Origin of the sequence: Streptomyces sp. NRRL F-5122 (assembly GCF_001507435.1) — a bacterium.
In the GTDB taxonomy this organism is placed as follows: Bacteria; Actinomycetota; Actinomycetes; order Streptomycetales; family Streptomycetaceae; genus Streptomyces; species Streptomyces lannensis.
Genome location: NZ_LMWH01000303.1, coordinates 1 through 18660, shown reverse-complemented (window position 1 = coordinate 18660; position 18660 = coordinate 1). Strand labels below are relative to the sequence as shown.

General features: G+C 68.3%; 20 protein-coding genes and 2 pseudogenes. 14 read left to right on the top strand and 8 right to left on the bottom strand.

Annotated elements, in window-relative coordinates:
• Positions 1-60: 60 nt before the first annotated feature.
• Positions 61-633, bottom strand: coding sequence for a transposase (locus ADL25_RS44610; protein ID WP_059133711.1), 573 nt, complete (start codon positions 631-633; stop codon positions 61-63).
• Between the two features lie 121 nt (positions 634-754).
• On the opposite strand from ADL25_RS44610, the gene ADL25_RS47685 reads away from it, so the two are divergent.
• Positions 755-973: a zinc ribbon domain-containing protein gene (locus ADL25_RS47685; protein ID WP_324614100.1), complete on the top strand. Its 219-nt coding sequence runs from the start codon at positions 755-757 to the stop codon at positions 971-973.
• A 214-nt stretch (positions 974-1187) separates the two neighbouring features.
• On the opposite strand, the gene ADL25_RS44605 is transcribed toward ADL25_RS47685, so the two are convergent.
• Entirely contained in the window at positions 1188-1457 is a 270-nt protein-coding gene (locus ADL25_RS44605) for a hypothetical protein (RefSeq protein ID WP_059133710.1), read from the bottom strand.
• A gap of 10 nt (positions 1458-1467) precedes the next feature.
• On the bottom strand, positions 1468-2166 hold the full coding sequence (locus ADL25_RS44600) for a DUF5994 family protein (protein ID WP_059133709.1): 699 nt from the start codon (positions 2164-2166) through the stop codon (positions 1468-1470).
• Positions 2167-3050: 884 nt separating this feature from the next.
• On the opposite strand from ADL25_RS44600, the gene ADL25_RS44595 reads away from it, so the two are divergent.
• From ADL25_RS44595 to ADL25_RS44560, 9 genes and pseudogenes are all read left to right on the top strand, one after another.
• Positions 3051-4073: an acyl-CoA desaturase gene (locus ADL25_RS44595; protein WP_059133708.1), complete on the top strand. Its 1023-nt coding sequence runs from the start codon at positions 3051-3053 to the stop codon at positions 4071-4073.
• A 20-nt stretch (positions 4074-4093) separates the two neighbouring features.
• Entirely contained in the window at positions 4094-4492 is a 399-nt protein-coding gene (locus ADL25_RS44590; protein ID WP_059133707.1) for a DUF5994 family protein, read from the top strand.
• 285 nt (positions 4493-4777) lie between these two features.
• Positions 4778-4995: pseudogene (locus tag ADL25_RS50150) on the top strand (IS5/IS1182 family transposase); the annotation flags it as partial.
• A 147-nt stretch (positions 4996-5142) separates the two neighbouring features.
• Positions 5143-6216: a LacI family DNA-binding transcriptional regulator gene (locus ADL25_RS44585; protein ID WP_059133712.1), complete on the top strand. Its 1074-nt coding sequence runs from the start codon at positions 5143-5145 to the stop codon at positions 6214-6216.
• A gap of 758 nt (positions 6217-6974) precedes the next feature.
• On the top strand, positions 6975-8222 hold the full coding sequence (locus tag ADL25_RS44580) for a sugar ABC transporter substrate-binding protein (RefSeq protein WP_059133706.1): 1248 nt from the start codon (positions 6975-6977) through the stop codon (positions 8220-8222).
• Between the two features lie 5 nt (positions 8223-8227).
• Positions 8228-9202: a carbohydrate ABC transporter permease gene (locus ADL25_RS44575; protein ID WP_079051045.1), complete on the top strand. Its 975-nt coding sequence runs from the start codon at positions 8228-8230 to the stop codon at positions 9200-9202.
• The gene (locus tag ADL25_RS44570; RefSeq protein WP_059133704.1) at positions 9199-10068 is read left to right on the top strand and encodes a carbohydrate ABC transporter permease; all 870 of its coding nucleotides are present in this window, start codon (positions 9199-9201) and stop codon (positions 10066-10068) included. The genes ADL25_RS44575 and ADL25_RS44570 overlap by 4 nt, the downstream gene beginning before the upstream one ends.
• Before the next feature lie 100 nt (positions 10069-10168).
• On the top strand, positions 10169-11371 hold the full coding sequence (locus tag ADL25_RS44565) for a glycoside hydrolase family 1 protein (RefSeq protein WP_059133703.1): 1203 nt from the start codon (positions 10169-10171) through the stop codon (positions 11369-11371).
• 158 nt (positions 11372-11529) lie between these two features.
• Positions 11530-12957, top strand: a complete 1428-nt coding sequence (locus ADL25_RS44560) for a glucoamylase family protein (RefSeq protein ID WP_059133702.1) — start codon at positions 11530-11532, stop codon at positions 12955-12957.
• 898 nt (positions 12958-13855) lie between these two features.
• On the opposite strand, the gene ADL25_RS44555 is transcribed toward ADL25_RS44560, so the two are convergent.
• Genes ADL25_RS44555 through ADL25_RS51435 form a run of 4 tightly spaced genes read right to left on the bottom strand, consistent with a single transcriptional unit; the run spans position 13856 to position 15507 of the window.
• Positions 13856-14236 carry a class I SAM-dependent methyltransferase gene (locus ADL25_RS44555; protein WP_234381315.1) on the bottom strand — a complete coding sequence of 127 codons (381 nt, stop codon included), beginning with the start codon at positions 14234-14236 and terminating at the stop codon, positions 13856-13858.
• A gap of 25 nt (positions 14237-14261) precedes the next feature.
• The gene (locus ADL25_RS51440) at positions 14262-14414 is read right to left on the bottom strand and encodes a hypothetical protein (protein ID WP_234381314.1); all 153 of its coding nucleotides are present in this window, start codon (positions 14412-14414) and stop codon (positions 14262-14264) included.
• A gap of 28 nt (positions 14415-14442) precedes the next feature.
• Positions 14443-15345: an NUDIX domain-containing protein gene (locus ADL25_RS44550; protein ID WP_234381313.1), complete on the bottom strand. Its 903-nt coding sequence runs from the start codon at positions 15343-15345 to the stop codon at positions 14443-14445.
• A gap of 54 nt (positions 15346-15399) precedes the next feature.
• Complete coding sequence (locus tag ADL25_RS51435) at positions 15400-15507, bottom strand: M15 family metallopeptidase (protein WP_234381312.1); 108 nt, start codon at positions 15505-15507, stop codon at positions 15400-15402.
• 36 nt (positions 15508-15543) lie between these two features.
• On the opposite strand from ADL25_RS51435, the gene ADL25_RS50145 reads away from it, so the two are divergent.
• The 4 genes and pseudogenes from ADL25_RS50145 to ADL25_RS49570 all read left to right on the top strand — a co-directional run bounded on the left by ADL25_RS50145 (position 15544) and on the right by ADL25_RS49570 (position 18618).
• Complete coding sequence (locus tag ADL25_RS50145) at positions 15544-15825, top strand: hypothetical protein (RefSeq protein ID WP_181923400.1); 282 nt, start codon at positions 15544-15546, stop codon at positions 15823-15825.
• A gap of 555 nt (positions 15826-16380) precedes the next feature.
• A complete protein-coding gene (locus ADL25_RS44540) occupies positions 16381-17775 on the top strand; it encodes a DHA2 family efflux MFS transporter permease subunit (RefSeq protein WP_234381311.1) in 1395 nt (464 codons plus the stop codon).
• 125 nt (positions 17776-17900) lie between these two features.
• Positions 17901-18518 (top strand): annotated as a pseudogene (locus ADL25_RS48760) (transposase); the annotation flags it as partial.
• Complete coding sequence (locus ADL25_RS49570) at positions 18472-18618, top strand: hypothetical protein (RefSeq protein WP_159045163.1); 147 nt, start codon at positions 18472-18474, stop codon at positions 18616-18618. The pseudogene ADL25_RS48760 and the gene ADL25_RS49570, both read left to right, overlap by 47 nt.
• Here ADL25_RS49570 and ADL25_RS49565 read toward each other — a convergent pair.
• Positions 18597-18660, bottom strand: a 64-nt coding sequence (locus ADL25_RS49565; protein WP_234381189.1) for an Lsr2 family protein, incomplete at its 5' end; no start/stop codon positions are given. The genes ADL25_RS49570 and ADL25_RS49565 overlap by 22 nt on opposite strands.

Sequence of the window (18660 nt, the reverse complement as noted above, 5' to 3'; positions counted from 1 at the left end):
CCACCCGGACAGAATGACGCCCACGCGCCGTCCAACACAGCATCCGGACGGCGCGTCACATCACAACAGGGCAAACGTTGCCTGATGCGGCACTAGGTCAAGTCGGGCTAGATGCGAGGTCCTGGTCTGGCCGGGTGGGGTTTGGGTGAGCCAGGCGTCGAGTCGGATGATGTTGATGGCGGTGGCGGCGAAGACGTGGCCGAGGTGGGTCTTGGGCAGGCCGGTGAAGCGGGTTCGGCGGATGCGGGTGCGCCGGACCGCCTGGGAGATCGTGCCCTCAACGCCAGCGCGGATGTTGTAACGCTGCTGCCACTTGTCGGTCAGCTGCTCGCGGCGCTGCGCTTCCAGCGCCTCGTGCTGGTCTTGGGGAAGCAGGGTCAGGCTGCGGCCCCATTTGCCGTTCGCCGCCTTGGTGCACTTTTCGCGCACGGGGCAACTGCCGCAGTCCTGGGCGGTGAAGTGCACCCGCGCGATGGGAGTTCCGCTGCTCTTTCGCTGGTCGGACCAGCTGGCGCTGATCTTGCCCTCGGGGCAGGTGACCTTGCGGGTCTGCCAGTCGATGGTGAAGGCGCTCTGCGTGAGGTGCTCGCCTTCGTGGGTTTCGTGGCAGGTGTCCAGTCCGACCGGCCCCATCAACTCGATCCCGTACTCGTTCCGGGCGGTGACGATGTGCGCGGCGGTGACATAGCCAGCGTCGACGTCGTGCTCGGCAGGCAGTAACTCCCGTGCGGCCAGGCCCTGATGGACGGTCTCGGTGACTTCGGTGTCGACGGCCGTGGACCCGGCCTACACTTCGCAGTTCTGCCCGCGCTGCGGCCACACCGGGCGCGCCAACCGGCGCACCCGGGACCACTTCCACTGTCGTCCGTGCGGCCTCGCTGGGCCGGCCGACCACGTCGCCGGGGTCAACATCGCTACGCGAGGGGCCACGGCGTGGGTATTCGTCAACATGCCCGACCCGGCCCCCGTCTGAGCGGGGACCGGCAGATGTGACCCGTGACCGCCCTGTCGTAGGGGGCAGTCGGGAGCATAAACAAAGCCGTATCGAACCGAGTCAACAAGCTCGGTCGTTCACGGCACGTTTCACGGCTGAGTAGTTGACCTGCGGAAGAGTCATGACGCCTCGGTTCATGGGGGACGCGGCCGCTCCTCGCACAGTCGATGGCCCGGCGACGGCAACCGGCTGGTTACCTGTGGTGAGTGGTACGGCTGCGGCGGCGCGGTGGGAAATGGCGGTTCTCGTCGCGGTGGTCCCGCCGTTCGACGATGGTCGGCGACTCGGACCGGTCCGGTCCCAACGGGGGCTGCGGGGTGCCGCGGTCGCGGCGGCCGGGCAGGGGGGCGCTGTACCGGTGTACGGCGGTCCTCTCGGCGTGCTGGATGTTGAGCCGGTGGATCACGTATGCCGCCCCTGCGATGAGAACCACGAAGGCGGCGGCCGTCAGGAAGGCGTTCATTGCGGCCACCTCACATACCGATGATCAGGCCGCTGGCCCCGGGCGGACCGGGTTCCGGAACCGCCGCGGGCACTGCGGGGGCGCCGCCCTCGTACTCCCATGCCTCGTCCGGGTCCGTTGGCCCGTCGGTCGCGGAGACGCCCTGCCGGGCCTCGTCCGCGGCGATGAGAGCGCTCGCGGTCAGCGGCGGGCCGTCGTAGTCGGACGCGGCAGCCATCAGACGGGCCGCGGACGCCGCCGCGGTCTCGGGCGGGATGACCAGCAGGTCCCAGCGCCCGGTGCCGTAGGAGAGCAGCAGCAGCTTGTGCGGGTCGATCTCCGGGGTGAACCAGCCGACCTTGACGATGTGGCCGTCGACGGGAACCTTGCGGGGGATGACCGGCCAGTGCTCCGGGTTGACGGCGATACGGGTGATGCGGCCCCACAAGGGGTCCAACACGTCGGTGAGTGCGGGCAGTTCGCGCAGCAGATCCCGGGAGCGGGGCCACCAGGCCCCGTCCAGGAGCCCCCGGGAGGTGCCGTCGATCTTCAGAGCGAGACGCGCGGCCGGGGCTGCGACGGGCTCGGGCTGCGGCAGGGTTGAAAGCAAGGTCGCCGACATGATGCGGACCCGTCTCCGGGCCGCCTCTGCGGCGGCCCGGGTTTCGTCTTTCGCCAAGAACGACCCGGCATGGCAGCCGGTGTGCGAAATGCCCTCGGTGCTGCCCACACTACTCTGCGCTCCGCCGCGGCGCGGAGTAGTGGCTGCCTAGATGATGCCTAGATGTCGAGCAATCGCTGGGTGATCTCCGGGTACTGCCTCAGCGCGAGCTGGAGTCCGTCGGACTATGCCTCCGGGCCTGGTCTGGTCCTGCCAGCCGGCGAAGGAGACGCCGTCGTTCCGCGAGGGCGTCCACGAGCTGGGCCGTGGCTTCGTCATAGGCGCTCTCGGCCTCTTCCAGCGCCTCGCGCGGGGTGTCGGCAAAGGTGTTGAGGGCGTGCCGGAGGCGTTGGACGATCTTGTCCTGTTCGTCCGACGGGAGCGGCGGCGCTCGGCGGTGCCCCGGGCCTGGCCCGCGGGCTGCTGGGCGCGTGTTTTTGGTCGTACATCATCGGGGGCCGCTTTCGTTCCGCCTGAAGGCGCCCTCGGCCTTCTCCGCGGCCTGCTTCACGCTTCCGAAAACCGGCCGGCCCTGCCTCGGCGCTGCGGTCGCCTGTTGCGCGTGACCCGGCCGAGCTCTTCCGTGACCGCCCTTCATCGTCTGCGCCTGGTTCCTGATGGCCCGTGAAACGGTCATGGCGGGCCTCTCTGTTGTCCGGTAGGTGGGTTCCCGCGGGGGCTGGGCGAGGCGGGAGGGCGGAATGCTTCGCCGCGTGGTCCGGAGGGGGCATGGTCCTGCACCGTGCTGCCACGCAACGTCCGGCCACGGTCCGTGTCAACGCGGTGGCCACGCGATCCGGGCCGCCTCATCTAGGAGCGAGCAGGAGTATGGTGAAGCGAGCGAGGACTCTTCGTATGCCAGTGTCCGAACTGGCTTCACCCTCGCGAATCCCCTCACAGGGGCAGCCCGTGACCCCGGCCGCGCCATCTGCATCTAGGCCGAGGAGCCACGTATGCCACTCAGTCCCACCACGTCCCCGACGGTCACACCGTCGGACCCCGCCCCGCCGCCCCAGGCCTACGACGGGACGTCCCCGTTCCCGCCCGACGGCCCGGCGCCCGCGCGTAGCGGCAGTGACCGGCTGTATGTCACAGTGACCGCGGTGATCGTCGTCCTGCCGTTCGTGGCGATCAGTCTCGCCGGCTGGCTGCTGTGGGGGAGTCTCATCCATCCCGCCGACATCGTGCTCGCTTTCGTCCTATACACGATCACAGGTCTCGGCGTCACCGTCGGCTTCCACCGCGGCCTCACCCACGGCGGCTACCGGGCCGTCCGTCCCGTGCGGATCGCGCTCGCGGTGGCCGGCTCGATGAGTTTCCAGGGCGACGTCATCGGCTGGGTCGCCACCCACCGCCGCCATCACGCCTTCACCGACCGGCCGGGGGACCCGCACTCCCCGTACCGTTACGGCACGCATCTGCGAGGCCAGTTGCGCGGGCTGCTGCACGCGCACGTCGGCTGGCTGTTCCGCAACGACCGTACGCCGCCGGAGCGCTATGCCCCCGACCTGCTGGCCGACCGCGACATCCGCGCCGTCGCCCGCGCCTTCCCGGCATTATGTGTCCTCACGCTCGCGCTGCCGTTCGCGGTGGGCTGGCTCATCGGCGGTACATGGCGGCACGGCGTGACCGCCCTGCTGTGGGCGGGACTTGTCCGCATCGCGCTGCTCCATCACGTCACCTGGAGCGTGAACTCCCTCTGCCACATGATCGGTGAGCGCCCGTTCCGCACCCGCCGCCACGACCGGGCCACCAATCTGTGGACCCTCGCCCTGCTCTCGTTCGGCGAGAGCTGGCACAACCTTCACCACGCTGACCCCACCAGCGCCCGCCACGGCGTCGACCGCGGCCAGCTCGATCCCTCCGCCGCCGTCATCCGCCTCCTCGAACGCCTCGGCTGGGTGCACGACGTGCGCTGGCCGACGGCGGAGCGGGTCGCGGCCCGTCGTGCCCGATGCCAACCACTCAACCCTTAAGACAGTTGGCAGGAGTCTTCATGGCCACCGCACTCCAGTCCCCGCCTCCCTCCCACCCCGTCCTCCGGCTGCGTCTCGCATCCGGCAGTGGCATGCCCCGGCCCATCGACGGAGCGTGGTGGCCCCGTTCGTACGACCTGCTTGCCGAACTCCCTCAGCTGCTCGCTGGATTGCCGCGCGCGTGGCGCCACATCACCAGCGTCACCGTCAACGGGGCGACGTGGTCCGCGGTGCCCGGCCGGATCTTCGTCCTCAACCAGGTCGTACGACTGCACAGGACCGTGGCGGCATCAGCCCCGCACACCATCGTCCTACTCGCCCCGGGCTGGGGGCGCTGGGATCTGCTGGTCTTGCCTCCGGATACGACCGAAGACGCTGCGGAACCGCTCATGGCGGCCGCGGCAAGTGGCCACGACTGACCCGGCCCACGACGGACTGCCCGGTGAATCATCAGGGCACCGACGGCCAGGTTCGGCGACGACAACCGTCACATCCCACTATCAGCCGGGCGGGCCGGCCGGTCGTGGCCTCGCTCGACGAGGAAGTTTCGCCGGCCTGTTCCGCCGCCACGAGGGCGGTCGCGGGGGGCCTAGGCGCCATCTCCGCGGCGTCGGCCGGGTACGTGAGCTGAACGTTTGTGAAGTCGCAGGAGACGGCGGCCGGGCATTGAAAGCCTATTTTGATCAGCCTCTAGCTAGCGGTGTCCGCGAATTCGGCCGGAGTGCGTTGGGGCGACAAGACATCCTCCCGTCGCAACGAGGGTCGCCTACGGAGACGCCAGATCAAGTACACGATCACCCTGGCCGCGAGGCCAGCGAGCCAACCGCCTGCGCCGCGGCAGTCAAGGCGGCTTGCCCACAGGGTTCGACATGACGTTTACCGACGCCGCAACGAAGTCGAGCAGACCATCGCAAGGCTCAAACCGTCGACCATCCCATTTCCCCATGATCATGGCTTGCCTGATCAGGCCCCCGAGACCTACAGTGAATGCGCTTTCATTTTCTTTCGGGCCTCCGCGACGATGGTGTTGTCGGCACGGGCGGCCCCGACCGGTGAACGGAACCGCATCGTGACAGCCGCGCCTACCGTGTACGACGTGGCGGAGCGCGCGGGCGTCTCCATCGCCACTGTCTCCCGTGTCTACCGCACTCCCGATTCGGTCCGCGCCTCCACCCGCGAACGGGTGCTCGCCGCAGCCCGCGAACTCGGCTATGTCCCCAGCGGCAACGCCCGCGGTCTGGCGAGCCGCTCCACCGGCGTGATCGGCCTGTGCTTCCCCGACTACGGCGACCCCGCGGCCGATACTGAGGACGACGACACAGCCATGCTCTACTCGGATCAGATCATCCGGGGCATGGAACGCGCCGCCCGCCGTCACGGCTACGCCCTGCTCATCGCCGCCTCGCTGAAGGGTGGCGCCGCAGGGCTGGTCGCCAAGGTCGCTGGACGCGTCGACGGCTTCGCGGTGATGGCCCGCACGGTGCCCACCGAGGAACTCGAAGTGATCTCCCGGCGCATGCCGGTCGTGATGCTTGCGGGCCCTCGTGAAGGCACTGCATTCCTGGACCATCTCGACCACATCGAGGTGGCCAACGAGGACGGTCAGCACGAGCTGACTCGTCACCTCCTGGTCGACCACGGCGTCCGGCGCCCCGCCTACATCGGCACCGTCGAGGAGTCGCCGGACGTTCAGGCCCGCTTCGACGGCTTCCGGCTCGCCTGCCGGGACGCGGGCGTCGAGACGGGCGACGAACCAGCGCTCCGCCTCGACCGATTGACGCAGGAGGAGGGCGCCCGTGCGGCCGCGCGGTTGTGCGAGAGTCCCGGAGAGCTGCCGGACGCCTTCGTCTTCGCCAACGACCAGACGGCCGTGGGCGCCCTGCGTGAACTGGAACGCCGTGGCCTGTCGGTCCCCGACGACGTGATCGTCACGGGCTTCGACGGCATCCCGCTGAGCCGCTTGGTACGGCCCGCCCTCACCACAGTGCGCCAGCCCATGGTGCGCATGGGTGAGGAGGCGACCGAACTCCTGGTGCGCCGCCTGAATAGCAAGGGCGAGGGCGAACCCGTCTCCCGCGTGCTCCCGGTCAGCGTGGCCCGACGCGCCAGCTGCGGCTGCACGGAGACGACTCCAACACTCTGAAAGCGCCCGGCGCAGAGGTAAGGCAGGCGCGGGTGGGCGGGGCTGAGTTCACAGCGCGGCACAACGGTCGCTGAATGGTCCTGTATGCGGTTCTCCTGCAGAGGCGGCGCAGAGGCGGTGCCCGCGGTGCCATGGAAACGGCGCATGCGGGCATCCAGTCGGGGCGGTCGCTCTGCCATATGGCCCCGAACTCAAGCATCGCCAGTCGCGCTGCCAGTAGGCCACGCCCAGGTATCCCTCCATCCGCTACCCCCAAGCATGCCGTAGGTTCACCGCCCGCTTCGGGGTACCGGCGAACGGAACGTTATGCGGCTGCCCCCGGACAAGCTTCGGGAGATGCCGGAGGGTGATTGCGCATGCGAAGCAACCGAAAGTGGGCGGGAGCCGGCGGGGTACCCTGGCCGCGCCTGGGTTGCGGGCCTTGCAGCAGTCTGTTTGGGCCAGCTCAGCCGGGTGCATTGGGGTGTCGTGCCCTGGGAACACCGTATGGCAGGCTCTTCGGGACGTGAGGTGAAATCTCCCACACCTCTGCTTTATTCTTGCAAATTTCTGACCTGGCAATGCTCCGATTCGAAAGGGTCCGATGCGTGCGGGCCTTGCCCTGTCTCGCGCCCTCATGGGAAACACCCGCCGATGTCTGGGCCGTTACGGGAGTGTGACCAAGGCCCCTCTTGTCAGTTCGGGACTGGCTGGAACAGAGTGATGTATGCGCTTACAGGCAGCGCATACATGCATCAAGCTCGAGGAGGAGCCGTCCAATGAACCGCGCCGCCGCAATCGGTTCGATCACCCTCACGCTGGCATCCGTGCTCGCCCTGACCGCTTGCGGTGGCTCGGGTGGCGCTGGTGTCGCCGCCGGCGCCAAGCAGACGCTCACGGTCTGGGCCATGGGCACCGAGGGTGAGAAGCTTGGGGACGTCGCCAAGGTGTACGAGAAGGCCCACCCGAACGTCACCATCAAGGTCACGCCCGTGGGCTGGGACGTCGCGCACCAGAAGCTGGTCGCCGCGGCCGCCGCCGGCAAGCTCCCCGACGTGGTGCAGATGGGCGGGAGCTACCTCGGTGAGTTCGCCGACATGGGCGCACTGGAGCCGGTCGACACCACAACCTTCAAGCAGGGCGACTACTTCCCCGCCGCCTGGCAGCAGGGTCAATACGACGGCAAGACGTACGGCGTCCCGTGGTACGTGGACACCCGCGTTCTGTACTACCGCACCGACCTCGCGAAGACGGCCGGCATCGCCCAGGCCCCCGCCACCATGGCCGACCTGCAGAAGGACGCCGCGGCTTACCAGTCCAAGGCGCACACCAAGTACGGCCTGTACATCCAGTCGGCCGGCCTCGACACAGTGCAGAGCTTCTACCCGTTCCTCTACTCGGCGGGCGGCGCGATCCTCGACGACAAGGGCAAGCCCGTCGTCAACTCACCCGAGGCGGTCAAGGCCCTCGACTACTACAGCAGTTACATCAAGAAGGGCCTGACCCAGAAGTCCGTCCCGCCGGGCTACGACGTCACCAAGGACTTCAACACCGGCGCAGCGCCGATGTTCATCGGCGGCCCCTGGATGTCCGGTCTGATCGCCGAAAACTACCCCGACCTCAAGGGAAAATGGGCCATCGCCCCGCTCCCGGCCGACACCAAGGGCTCGGTGTCGATGGCCGGCGGCTCCAGCCTCGCGATCTCCGCGGACAGCCAGCACAAGGCCGCCGCGAAGGACTTCATCAAGTACCTGACCGACCCGGCGGGGCAGGCCGACTGGTTCACACGCACCAACGACCTGCCGGCCGCCCGCGCTGCCTGGAACACCGGCAAGCTCTCCACCGACCCCGACCTGAAGATCTGGAAGCAGCAGGTCGAGACGTCGAAGACCATCCCGTCCGAGCCGAAGCTGACCGAGATCACCTCCAAGGTCGACACCGCCATCGGCGCCGTCACCCAGGGCAGCTCATCCGCCAAGTCCGCGCTGGACCAGGCCCAGTCCCAGATCGAAGGGCTCGTCAAGTAACCGTCATGTCTGCCACGACAGGACAGGCCGCGTCGGATGCGGCCGTGACGAAGAAGCGGCAGTCCGCGAGAACTCCCGCCTCCCGGCCGGCCCGGCGCTCGCTCGGCCGGCACAACCTGCACGGCTGGCTGTTCTCCGCCCCGTTCCTGGTGCTGTTCGGCGTCTTCATGCTCTTCCCGATCGTCGCGACGCTCCTGATGAGCTTCACCGACTTCGGCGCGCGCAACGTCACACACCCCGGTGACGCGAACTTCATCGGCGTCGACAACTACACGCAACTGTTCCAGGACGACACGTTCCTCACGGCGTTGTTCAACACCGCCTACTTCGTGGTCGCCGGCGTGCCGCTGACCATCGTGCTCGGCCTGCTGGTCGCGCTCCTGCTGAACAACGGCATCGACCGAGCCCGCACCTTCTTCCGCATCGGCTTCTACGCCCCGGTGGTCACCACCATCGTCGCCGTGGCCGTCGTCTGGAGGTTCGTGCTCGACCCCTCGGACGGACTGATCGCCGGCCTGTGCTCGGCGCTCGGCGTGCACACCCCGGACCTGCTCGGCTCGCGGACCTGGGCGATGCCGGCCCTGATCGCGATGGCCGTGTGGCGCAACATGGGAACCGTGATGGTGCTGTTCATCGCCGGTCTCCAGGCCATCCCCACCGAGGTACGCGAAGCGGCCCGACTCGACGGGGCGGGCGCCTTCCAGGAACTGCGCCGCATCACCGTGCCGTTGCTGCGGCCCACCCTGCTCTACGCCACCGTGATCACCACCATCGGCTATCTCAATGTGTTCGAGGAGCCGTTCGTCATGACCCAGGGCGGTCCCACCAACGCGACTCTCACCGTGTCGCTGAACATGTACCAGCAGGGCTTCAACTTCTTCCACATGGGCTACGCGAGCGCCATGGCGTACGTCCTGTTCGTCGTGATCATGGGCATCACGGTGCTCCAGCTCCGACTCATGAAGGACAACACCCGATGAGCGCGCCGACGGCACCCGCGCCGAACCACCGCCCGCGGGAAGCGGCCCTGCGCAAGCCGCTGCTCTACCTGATCGCCTGCGCGGGTCTGCTCGTGATGGCCACGCCGTTTTTGTGGATGGCGCTGTCCGCCTTCAAGACGAAGAAGGACCTCACCGCCAGCCCGCCGGTGTGGATCCCGAGCCACTGGACGCTCGGCAACTTCACCGAGCTGCTCGACCAGCTCGACATGCCGCGGTTCTTCCTGAACTCGCTGATCGTCGCCGTGCTCGTGACGGTCTGCAACCTGCTGTTCTGCTCGATGCTCGGCTACGCCCTCGCCAAGCTGCGCTTCTCCGGACGCTCCAAGATCTTCGGTGTCGTCCTGGCCGCGCTGATGGTCCCGGGCAACCTCATGGTCCTCCCGCTGTACGTGCTGATGAACCAGATGGGTCTCATCGACACCTACGCCGGTCTGGTCCTGCCGTTCGCGGCGAGCGCCTTCGGGGTCTTCCTGATGCGGCAGTTCATGCAGGGCGTCCCGGACGAGCTGCTGGAGGCGGCGCGGATGGACGGTGCGGGGGAGTGGTACATCTTCTTCCGCATCGTGCTCCCGCTGGTGAAGCCCGCCCTCGCCACTCTGACGATCTTCACGTTCCTCGGCTCCTGGAACAACTTCATCTGGCCGCTGATCGCGACCAACGACCCCGGCAAGTACACGCTGCCGGTGGCCCTCGCGACCTTCGCCAACGACCCCAACCGCACCGTCGCGGGCGGCAACGGCATGCTGATGGCCGGCTCCCTGCTGGTCGTCGTCCCCGTGCTGCTCGTCTTCGCCGTACTGCAGCGGCACTTCACCCAGGGCATCGCGACCGCCGGGCTCAAGTGACCCCGGCACGCCCGCGGCCGGGCGGAGCCCCGCGAGGGATCCCCCCCCGCGGCGTGCGCGCCCGATGGCCCCCACACGCACCAGAAAGACAGAACGGACGATGACGCACACCTCGACCAGCTTCCCCGACGGCTTCCTGTGGGGCGCCTCCACCGCGGCCCACCAGATCGAGGGGAACAACGTCAACAGCGACTGGTGGCGCAAGGAGCACGACCCGGCCGCCGGCATCGCCGAGCCGAGCCTGGACGCCTGCGACAGCTACCACCGCTGGGAGCAGGACATGGACCTGCTCGCCTCGCTCGGCTTCACCGACTACCGCTTCAGCGTCGAGTGGGCCCGCATCGAGCCGGTGCGCGGCACCTTCTCCCGCGCCGAGATCGCCCACTACCGCCGCATGGTCGAGGGCGCCCTCGCCCGCGGCCTGCGCCCGATGGTCACCCTGCACCACTTCACCGTGCCCCAGTGGTTCGAGGACCTCGGCGGCTGGACCGCCGACGGCGCCACGGACCTGTTCGCCCGCTACGTCGAGCAGTGCGCGCCGATCATCGGCGAGGGCGTCGCCCACGTCTGCACCATCAACGAGCCGAACATGATCGCCGTGATGGCCGGCCTCGCCAAGTCCGGCGACAAGGGCTTCCCACCCGCGGGCCTGCCCACGCCCGACGAAGAGACCACCCACGCGATCATCGCCGCCCACCACGCAGCCATGAAGGCCGTCCGCGCGATCAACCCGGACATCAAGGCCGGCTGGACCATCGCCAACCAGGTCTACCAGGCGCTGCCCGGCGCCGAAGACACCACCGCCGCCTACCGCCACCCCCGCGAGGACGCCTTCATCGAGGCCGCCCGCGGCGACGACTGGATCGGCGTCCAGTCGTACACCCGCACCAAGATCGGCGCCGACGGTCCCGTCCCGGCCCCCGAGAACGCCGAGCGCACCCTGACACGGTGGGAGTACTATCCCCGGGCGGTCGGCCACGCCCTCCGCCACACCGCCGAGATCATCGGCCGCGACATGCCGCTGATCGTCACCGAGAACGGCATCGCCACCGCCGACGACAACCGCCGCGCCGACTACTACGCCGGCGCCCTCGACGAGGTCGCGGCCGGCATCGAGGACGGCCTGAACATCCAGGGCTACCTCGCCTGGAGCGCCCTCGACAACTACGAGTGGGGCTCCTTCAAACCGACCTTCGGCCTGATCGCGGTCGACCCGGAGACGTTCGAGCGCACCGCGAAGCCGTCCGCCGTCTGGCTCGGCGGCCTCGGCCGCACCCGCGAACTGCCGCGCACGTCCATCTGACGCGCCGGCCCCCGGCCCGGGAGCCGGCGGCGGCCTGACCCCCGCCGGCTCCCGGCCGACCATGCCCGTACGACCCGTACTGCCCGTACGACCACGTTCCACCAGCACCACGACAGATGCCTTGTTCCCGTCCTACCTCGTCACAGGAGTCGGACCGTATGAACCGTCGTCGTTTCCTCGCCGCCGCGGGCACCACGCTCGCCGCCACGTCCCTCACCGGCACCGCGGCCCACGCGGCCCCCCGCCCCGCCCCGCCCGTGCCGGGCGAGCGGTCGGCCGCCGAGCTGCGGGAGTGGTTCGCCGCCACCTATCGGTCTGTCGTGGCTATGACCAGCGACTTCGGCCTGGCCTCCGACAAGATCGACGTCAGCGGAACCGGCACGCCCACGCCCTCCGTGCAGACCTCACCCACCAACATCGGCTGCGGCCTGTGGTCGACAGCCGCCGCCGGCGGCCTCGGCTTCATCCCGGCCGCCACCATGCGCGAGCGCCTCGCCCGCACCGTCTCCGCCGTCGAGCGCCTGGAGCGCGCACACGGCTGGTGGTTCAACTGGTACGACGCGCACGACGGTTCGGTGCTCACCACCTGGCCGGAATCCGGCGACCCGGTGCGCCCGTTCCTCTCCACAGTCGATAACGCCTGGCTCGTCACGGGCCTCAGGATCGCCGCCCACGCCTCACCGGAACTGCGTCCCCGTGTCGCGGCCCTGCTCGCCGCCGCCGACTGGTCGTACTACTACACCCCCTACGACCCGAACGACCCGGTCGCCGGGCCGGGACAGCTGCGCGGCGGTTTTTGGCCGGACAAGCCGGGCAAGGGCGAGCCCACCGGCCACCACTACGGCGCCCTCAACACCGAACCGCGCATGGCCAGTTACCTCGGCATCGCCGACGGCTCGCTGCCGGGCGACCACTATTGGCACCTCTTCCGCACGTTGCTGCCCGGCATGGGTCAGGAGCAGGCACCCGAGGGCGCGTACCGGACGATCGACGGGGTGAACGTCTGGGAGGGCCACTACACCTACCGCGGCCGCAAACTCGTGCCCACCTGGGGCGGTTCGATGTTCGAGGCGCTGATGGTGCCGCTGTTCGTTCCGGAGCCCGAATGGTCCCCGCACTCCTGGGGCCTGAACCACCGGCGTTACGTCCGCAGCCAGATCGAGGACGGCCTCGTCCAGGAGAAGTACGGCTACTGGGGCTTCTCCCCGGCCAGCGTCCCCGAGGGCGGGTACGACGTATACGGAGTCGACGAGATCGGCATGCAGGAGGACGGCTACTTCCCACATGCCGTCGTCACCCCGCACGCCTCCTTCCTCGCCCTGCCGCAGGCTCCGGTCGAGGCACTCGCCAACCTCCGTGCCCTCGACCGGGACTTCGGCGCCTACGACGACCGCTACGGCTTCCGCGACTCGGTGAACGTGGGGACCGGCCGCGTCAGCGACTTCGTGCTCGCACTGGACCAGGGCATGATCGCGGCAGCCCTCGCCCAGCATCTGCACCCCGGTCTGCTCCAGGGCCCGTTCCGCACCGGTGGCTTCCAGAGCAAGGTCCGCCCGCTGCTGGAGAAGGAACGCTTCTCGATCTGAACCTGCCCGGTTACGCAGTCGATTCTCCCCACGCGCTCCCCAGGGCCGCTTATTCCCCCCAGACTCTCCCCAGATGGCGGTTCATTGTAGGGGCACGGGATGGGATTGTTCCTGTGCGGCGCGGGGAGCCCCCTTCACAGTCCGTTACCGAGATGGCCGTGCAATGGCCTGCCGCCCCGTGCCGAAGTTCGTTCGACGAGTCGAGCGCGGGGCGGCGTAGCCCGCCTCGGTCGAGCCGTGTCTGGCTGTGAGTCGGCCAGGTCGTTCAGGACCGCGTTCACCACGGGCCAGCACATGTTCAATGTGTCACGGTCTGGAGCGTGGGCTTCGCGGATTTCGGCGCGTGGATGGACGAAGTTGCGATACCTGCGCAGTTCGTGGCAGAAGCGCTCAACGTCGGCGCCGATCCACTCTGCGTCGTGGCACGTCTTGATCAGGAATTCCGGACTCACACGGTCCGGGGAGGTCCTGCCGAGCAGCGACGCGTCACGTTCCTGGACCACATGGAGCCGCATGGGCTCGGGGAGCGGGCGATGGGCGGGATCGCACGGCGACCCGCCGAGCAGGATGGCCACGGCACCGACGCCACCGGCGCCGTGAACCCCAGGACCTGTAATCAGATGAAGACCGGCCCGGAAACACCACTTGGGACACCTGCCACGCGTTGGCACGGGCAGGTACACGGAGAGGAGCTTCCTGTGCCAACGCGGCAGGACGAGCCCGGCGCCAAGCAGTGGCGGCAAACCGAGGACGCAAAGGGTCTTCTGCGCGAGCCGGGAGTCCCCGTCCGTGAACTCTCCGGGTATCGCCAGGGCTGCGCCGAGCTGAACAAGGCACTCCGCCTGGCCGCGAGCCCGGAGACACCGGGAAATGTCACCGCGCTCCGTTCGGCCCTGCGTCACGCTCTCGGCCTGTTCCCCCAGTCCGGACGGGACCAGCTGTCCTGGAGCATTGCCGGCGGTCTTGGCCGGTGGGGAGGTGGACGCTTGGAGGTGTGTGGCCGGCGGACGTGCGGCCGGTGCCTGCCACTCAAGGCCGCCGCCGAACGCGAGCGGTGCTGGTCGATGAAGGCCGGCGTTCCGATCGCGTACGCGGCGTCGAACGGCTCGGCTCCGGCCAGGTACTCGGTCACGTCTGCTTGGACGAACTTCACGCCGTCCACGTCCGAGTGGGCGCAGACGGCGCGTTCGTGCTGGGTCGCGGCCAGGTCGATGCCGGTGACGCGGGCACCGTAAGCCCGAGCGAGGTAGACGGCGTGGCGGCCGGTCCCGGATCCGATATCCAGGACGCGGCGGCCGGTGATGTCACCGAGGACTTCTGCTCCCGATCCGATCCCTTCCCACGGTGTCCAGCCGAGCCAGTCGGGGATGGGCGGGGATGGGCGGGGTGTAGGTGCGGGCCAGTTGGCACTGGCCGTAGATCTGCCAGGCTCGGGTGTTGGTGTCCTCGACGGTCACGGCTGCCTCCTGGGTGGGGTGCTGGGGATCAAGTGTGCGTGATCAGGTAGGCGGGGCCCTTGCCGCGCCGAGCTCGTTCGATGGCATCGAGGCGGGCGAAGGAGCGCGGCGCCATCAGCTCCTGCCAGGTCGCGAGGTCGTGGACGGCCCACATGTCGTGCTCGGCGGGATCGAGCCCGATCCGGCCGAGCTGGTCGGCGGTCAGCCGCCCTCCGTCGAAGATGAGCCCCACCTTGTTCAGTGGCAGCCGGGGCCCGGCGTGCAGGAAGTGCGTCAGGAGCAGCTTCGGCGTGTGCAGACCGAGTTCGAGGCCCATCTCCTCGACGGCTTCGCGCCGTGCGGTCTGCAGCGGGTCCTCGCCTGGGGCGTCGAGGTTGCCTCCCGGGAATTGCCAGAGTCTCGAGCCGTAGACGGAGCGGAGCTGGATCGGCCGGTCGTGCTCGTCGCGGATGTAGAGGCAGCCGTACACCGTGTGGTGGGGGACGGTCTGCGCGTACTGCGTGGGCGTCATCGGCATGGGCCGGCCGGGCCGGGCAGGGCGGTGGTCGAACGCGAGGGCGAGAACGCCGAGGGCTTCCTTTGCCGGCGGGTAGATGCTGCGGAGGTTGGCGAGCAGCTCGCCGGGAGGCCAGTCTGGGTCGATGCGCGCGGTGTCCTCCGAGCTGAGCAGGTGCTCGAAGGAGGGGTACGGGGTGATCCGCTGCACGATGACGTCGAGCTCCCGGCCGGTGTCCCGATCGTGGAAGACGACCGTGTCGCCGACGCCGATGCCGCGCTTGTTCGGGGTGGCCACCCGCACTTCGAGCGTCTTCCGGCCGGCTTCCACTTGGCGGTAGTACCGCCCGAGCAGGTGCATGTGGTGCTCGTGTGGTGCATCTCCGGCCGCCGGGCTCGGGACGGCTGGGTCCGCCTGCTGGGTGTCGTCAGGCATACGTGCCTCCGTTCGATGCGTTCTGTCAGTTGCGGTTGTGGGAGCGCAACCGGGTCAGGGGCGGTGGTCGCGCTCCTGTGTTTCCGGCTCGGCTGAGAAGTGCCAGAACTCGGTTCCGTAGTTGGTAAAACCGGCGTTCTCCATGGCGTTGAGCAGCAGCATGCGGTGGTGGCGTGCGCGATCGGTGAGGTTCGGGGCGTGCGTGAAGCAGGCGCCGTCGCTCTGCTGCAGCTCGTCCGCTCCGGAGACTGCGATGCTCTCAGCGTCGACCTGCCCGAGATCGCGCGCGCCCTCGTGTGCACCGGCCCGCACAGCCACGTCCGTGCGTACAACGCTGCTACCGACGACTTCATCGCATACGGGCCCACCGAGCGCACCGCGGTGCTGGCCGAGCTCAACACATTCCTCGCCGGCCTCGTGGTCGAACAGGAACTGTGGCCCGGAGACGGCTTGGTCCTCCCGCTCACCGGACCCGCCTGAACAGACCCCGAGTCGGTTCGGCTGCCGAACAGGGGCGGTGCTTCCAGCGCAGTGTCCGCTCTAGCGACAAGAAGGATGCGACGTAGCAGCACAGCGTGGTGCGGCCGACGCCTGCTGCAGCCGCGAACTCTGACATGCTGACACTCTCCCCGCTGGGCGAGAACTACGGCGGCGGCATCGAGGATGGCGGCTGTGACCTGATCGCGCAGGGTCACATTTCTTGCCACCACCCAGCCCCCACTGTCCACCAGCAGGTGGTACGGTCCGGTCCTGTTCTGTAACGGTTCACCAGTATTCCGAACCATCATGTCGTTTGGTGTGAGGGTGGGGCTCGTCGGTCGAATTCAGGTCGGCCTGCACGAGGCGGAAGTCACCCGCTTAAGCGAGGCGGCCCCGGCCATCCGGCAGCCCCAGGAAGTGGGCGGGCCACCGAACGCGGGTGGTTCTTTTCCCAGGAAAGGCTGAGAATTGACCACATCGCAACAGAGGGACAGCAGCGCTCCTCTCGACAAGTCCGGCGACCGGCTGGACAAGGGGGTTCTCCTCGTAGCCGGCGTGATCGTGCTGGGCGGGATCATGTCGATCCTCGACATCACGGTGGTGTCGGTCGGGCTGCGGACGTTCCAGAAGGAGTTCGACGCGACCTCGGCCCAGGTGGCCTGGACGATGACGGGCTACACGCTGGCTCTGGCGAGTGTCATCCCGCTCACCGGCTGGGCCGCAGACAGGTTCGGCACCAAACGCCTTTATCTCCTTGCGGTCACCCTGTTCGCCGCCGGCTCCGCGCTGTGCGCGGCAGCCACTTCTTTGGAGATGCTGGTCGCGTTCCGGGTCGTCCAGGGACTTGGCGGCGGCATGCTGATGCCGCTGGGCATGACGATCCTGACGCGTGCTGCCGGCCCGGAGCGGGTCGGGCGGGTCATGGCAGTGCTGGGTATCCCCATGCTGCTCGGACCGATCTTCGGCCCCATCCTCGGCGGCTGGCTGATTGATGCCGCCTCGTGGCACTGGATCTTCCTGATCAACGTGCCGATCGGCGTGATCGCGCTGGTCTACGCGGCGAAGGTCCTGCCCAAGGACCACGTAGAGCCGTCGGAGACCTTCGACTGGCTGGGCATGGTGATGCTCTCGCCGGGACTGGCGACCTTCCTGTACGGCGTCTCGTCCATCCCTGAGACCGGCACGATCTGGGATGTCAAGGTGCTCGTACCGGCCGTCATCGGACTGGTGCTCATCGTCGCGTTCGTGCCGTGGGCATTGCACCGGCGCAACCTCCACCCGCTGGTGGACCTGCGCCTGTTCCTCAACCGAGACATGAGCATCGCGGTGATCGCGATGTCGCTGTTCGCCGTCGCGTTCTTCGGCGCCAGTCTGCTGTTCCCGCTCTACTTCCAGCAGGTGCGCGGCGAGTCCGCGCTCGATTCCGGGCTCCTGCTCGCCCCGCAGGGCATCGGCGCGATGATTACGATGCCGATCGCCGGGATGCTCGCCGACAAGATCGGCCCCGGCAAGATCGTGCTGACGGGCATAGCAGTGATCACTGTCGGCATGGGCATGTTCACACAACTGACCGCCGACACCTCATACACCTACATCATCGTTGCGCTCTTCGTGATGGGCCTCGGGATGGGCGCGTCGATGATGCCGATCATGGCATCGGCGCTGGCGACCCTGAGGGAACACACCGTAGCCCGGGGCTCGACGCTGATGAACATCGTCCAGCAGGTGGCGGCCTCGATCGGCACCGCTCTGTTCTCGGTGCTGCTCACCAACGGCCTCAAGGACATCACCGCGACCTCTCCCGCCGAGGTGCGCGACCAGATGGGGGACGCCTTCGCCTCGGTGTTCCTGGTGGCAGCCATCCTTATCGCCGTCTGCCTCATTCCCGCCGCCCTGCTGCCTCGCAAGAAGGCCAAAGCCGCCGACCCCACGGTGATGGTGGGCCATTGAGTTTCAGCATCTACCGGTCGGGGTCGGACACGAGAGAGTAGGGGTCTATCACTGATCTCCGTGTTCGGAGCCGGCCGGCGCAGCGGGCGTGGTGATCTCTGAGGCTGTGGGAGATCTAGAAGCCGTTGATCCCGCCGTCGAAGGTGCGGCCACAGGGCGGTGGAACGCAGGACACCCCTGATGAGACGATGTTTGTGGCCATCGTCTACGTGCTGCTCAGCGGCTGGGTCTGGCGCGCGTTGCCGCCTTGCTTCGGCATATCGAAGTCGACCGCCCCTCGTCGGTTCCTGATCTGATCGAGAGCCGGCGTATGGGGCCGCCTCCATGAGGAGGTGCTGCACCAACTCGCTGACGCCGACCCGATCGATGTCACCCGTGTCGTTCTCGACACCGCCCATGTCAGGGCTTAAACGGGGGCGAACTCACAGGCCCGAGCCCCGTAGACCGGGGCAAGCCGGGTTCCAAGATGGACGTCCTGTCGGACGCGAACGGACTGCCCCTCCTCGTCGACGTCTCTGCCGCCAGCACCCACGACAGTGAAGGACTGAAGCCCATGGCCGGGGGTCACGAAACGAGACACGACCCTCATAAAGGCCGGTACTTCAAGCCCCAAAGCCTACGACCGACCCGACTTGCGTAGACGGCTGCGATGGAAGCGCATCGGCGTGCGCATCGCCCGCAAAGGCATCGAGTCTGTTGAGGAGTTTTCTGCTGCCGACGCTGTCGGCCGTACGGGGCGGTGGGGGCGCCCCGTATCTGGTGCGGCTCGTCGACACGATGGCGACGCAGTGCCACCGGGTCCGGCTGCTGCGCTCGTGCGCTCAGCCGTTCGCCTTCTCGTAGGCCTCGCGGATGCTCGCGGGGACGCGGCCGCGGTCGTTGACC

Bases quoted from the DNA above. Each gene is read 5' to 3' on its own strand.
- ADL25_RS44590 (WP_059133707.1), top strand. From the start codon at position 4,094: ATGGCCACCGCACTCCAGTCCCCGCCTCCCTCCCACCCCGTCCTCCGG.
- ADL25_RS44570 (WP_059133704.1), top strand. From the start codon at position 9,199: ATGAGCGCGCCGACGGCACCCGCGCCGAACCACCGCCCGCGGGAAGCG.
- ADL25_RS44560 (WP_059133702.1), top strand. From the start codon at position 11,530: ATGAACCGTCGTCGTTTCCTCGCCGCCGCGGGCACCACGCTCGCCGCC.
- ADL25_RS44565 (WP_059133703.1), top strand. From the start codon at position 10,169: ATGACGCACACCTCGACCAGCTTCCCCGACGGCTTCCTGTGGGGCGCC.
- ADL25_RS51435 (WP_234381312.1), bottom strand. From the start codon at position 15,507: ATGCTGCTGCTCAACGCCATGGAGAACGCCGGTTTTACCAACTACGGA.
- ADL25_RS44610 (WP_059133711.1), bottom strand. From the start codon at position 633: ATGGGGCCGGTCGGACTGGACACCTGCCACGAAACCCACGAAGGCGAG.
- ADL25_RS44550 (WP_234381313.1), bottom strand. From the start codon at position 15,345: ATGCCTGACGACACCCAGCAGGCGGACCCAGCCGTCCCGAGCCCGGCG.
- ADL25_RS44605 (WP_059133710.1), bottom strand. From the start codon at position 1,457: ATGAACGCCTTCCTGACGGCCGCCGCCTTCGTGGTTCTCATCGCAGGG.
- ADL25_RS44580 (WP_059133706.1), top strand. From the start codon at position 6,975: ATGAACCGCGCCGCCGCAATCGGTTCGATCACCCTCACGCTGGCATCC.
- ADL25_RS44595 (WP_059133708.1), top strand. From the start codon at position 3,051: ATGCCACTCAGTCCCACCACGTCCCCGACGGTCACACCGTCGGACCCC.
- ADL25_RS44575 (WP_079051045.1), top strand. From the start codon at position 8,228: ATGTCTGCCACGACAGGACAGGCCGCGTCGGATGCGGCCGTGACGAAG.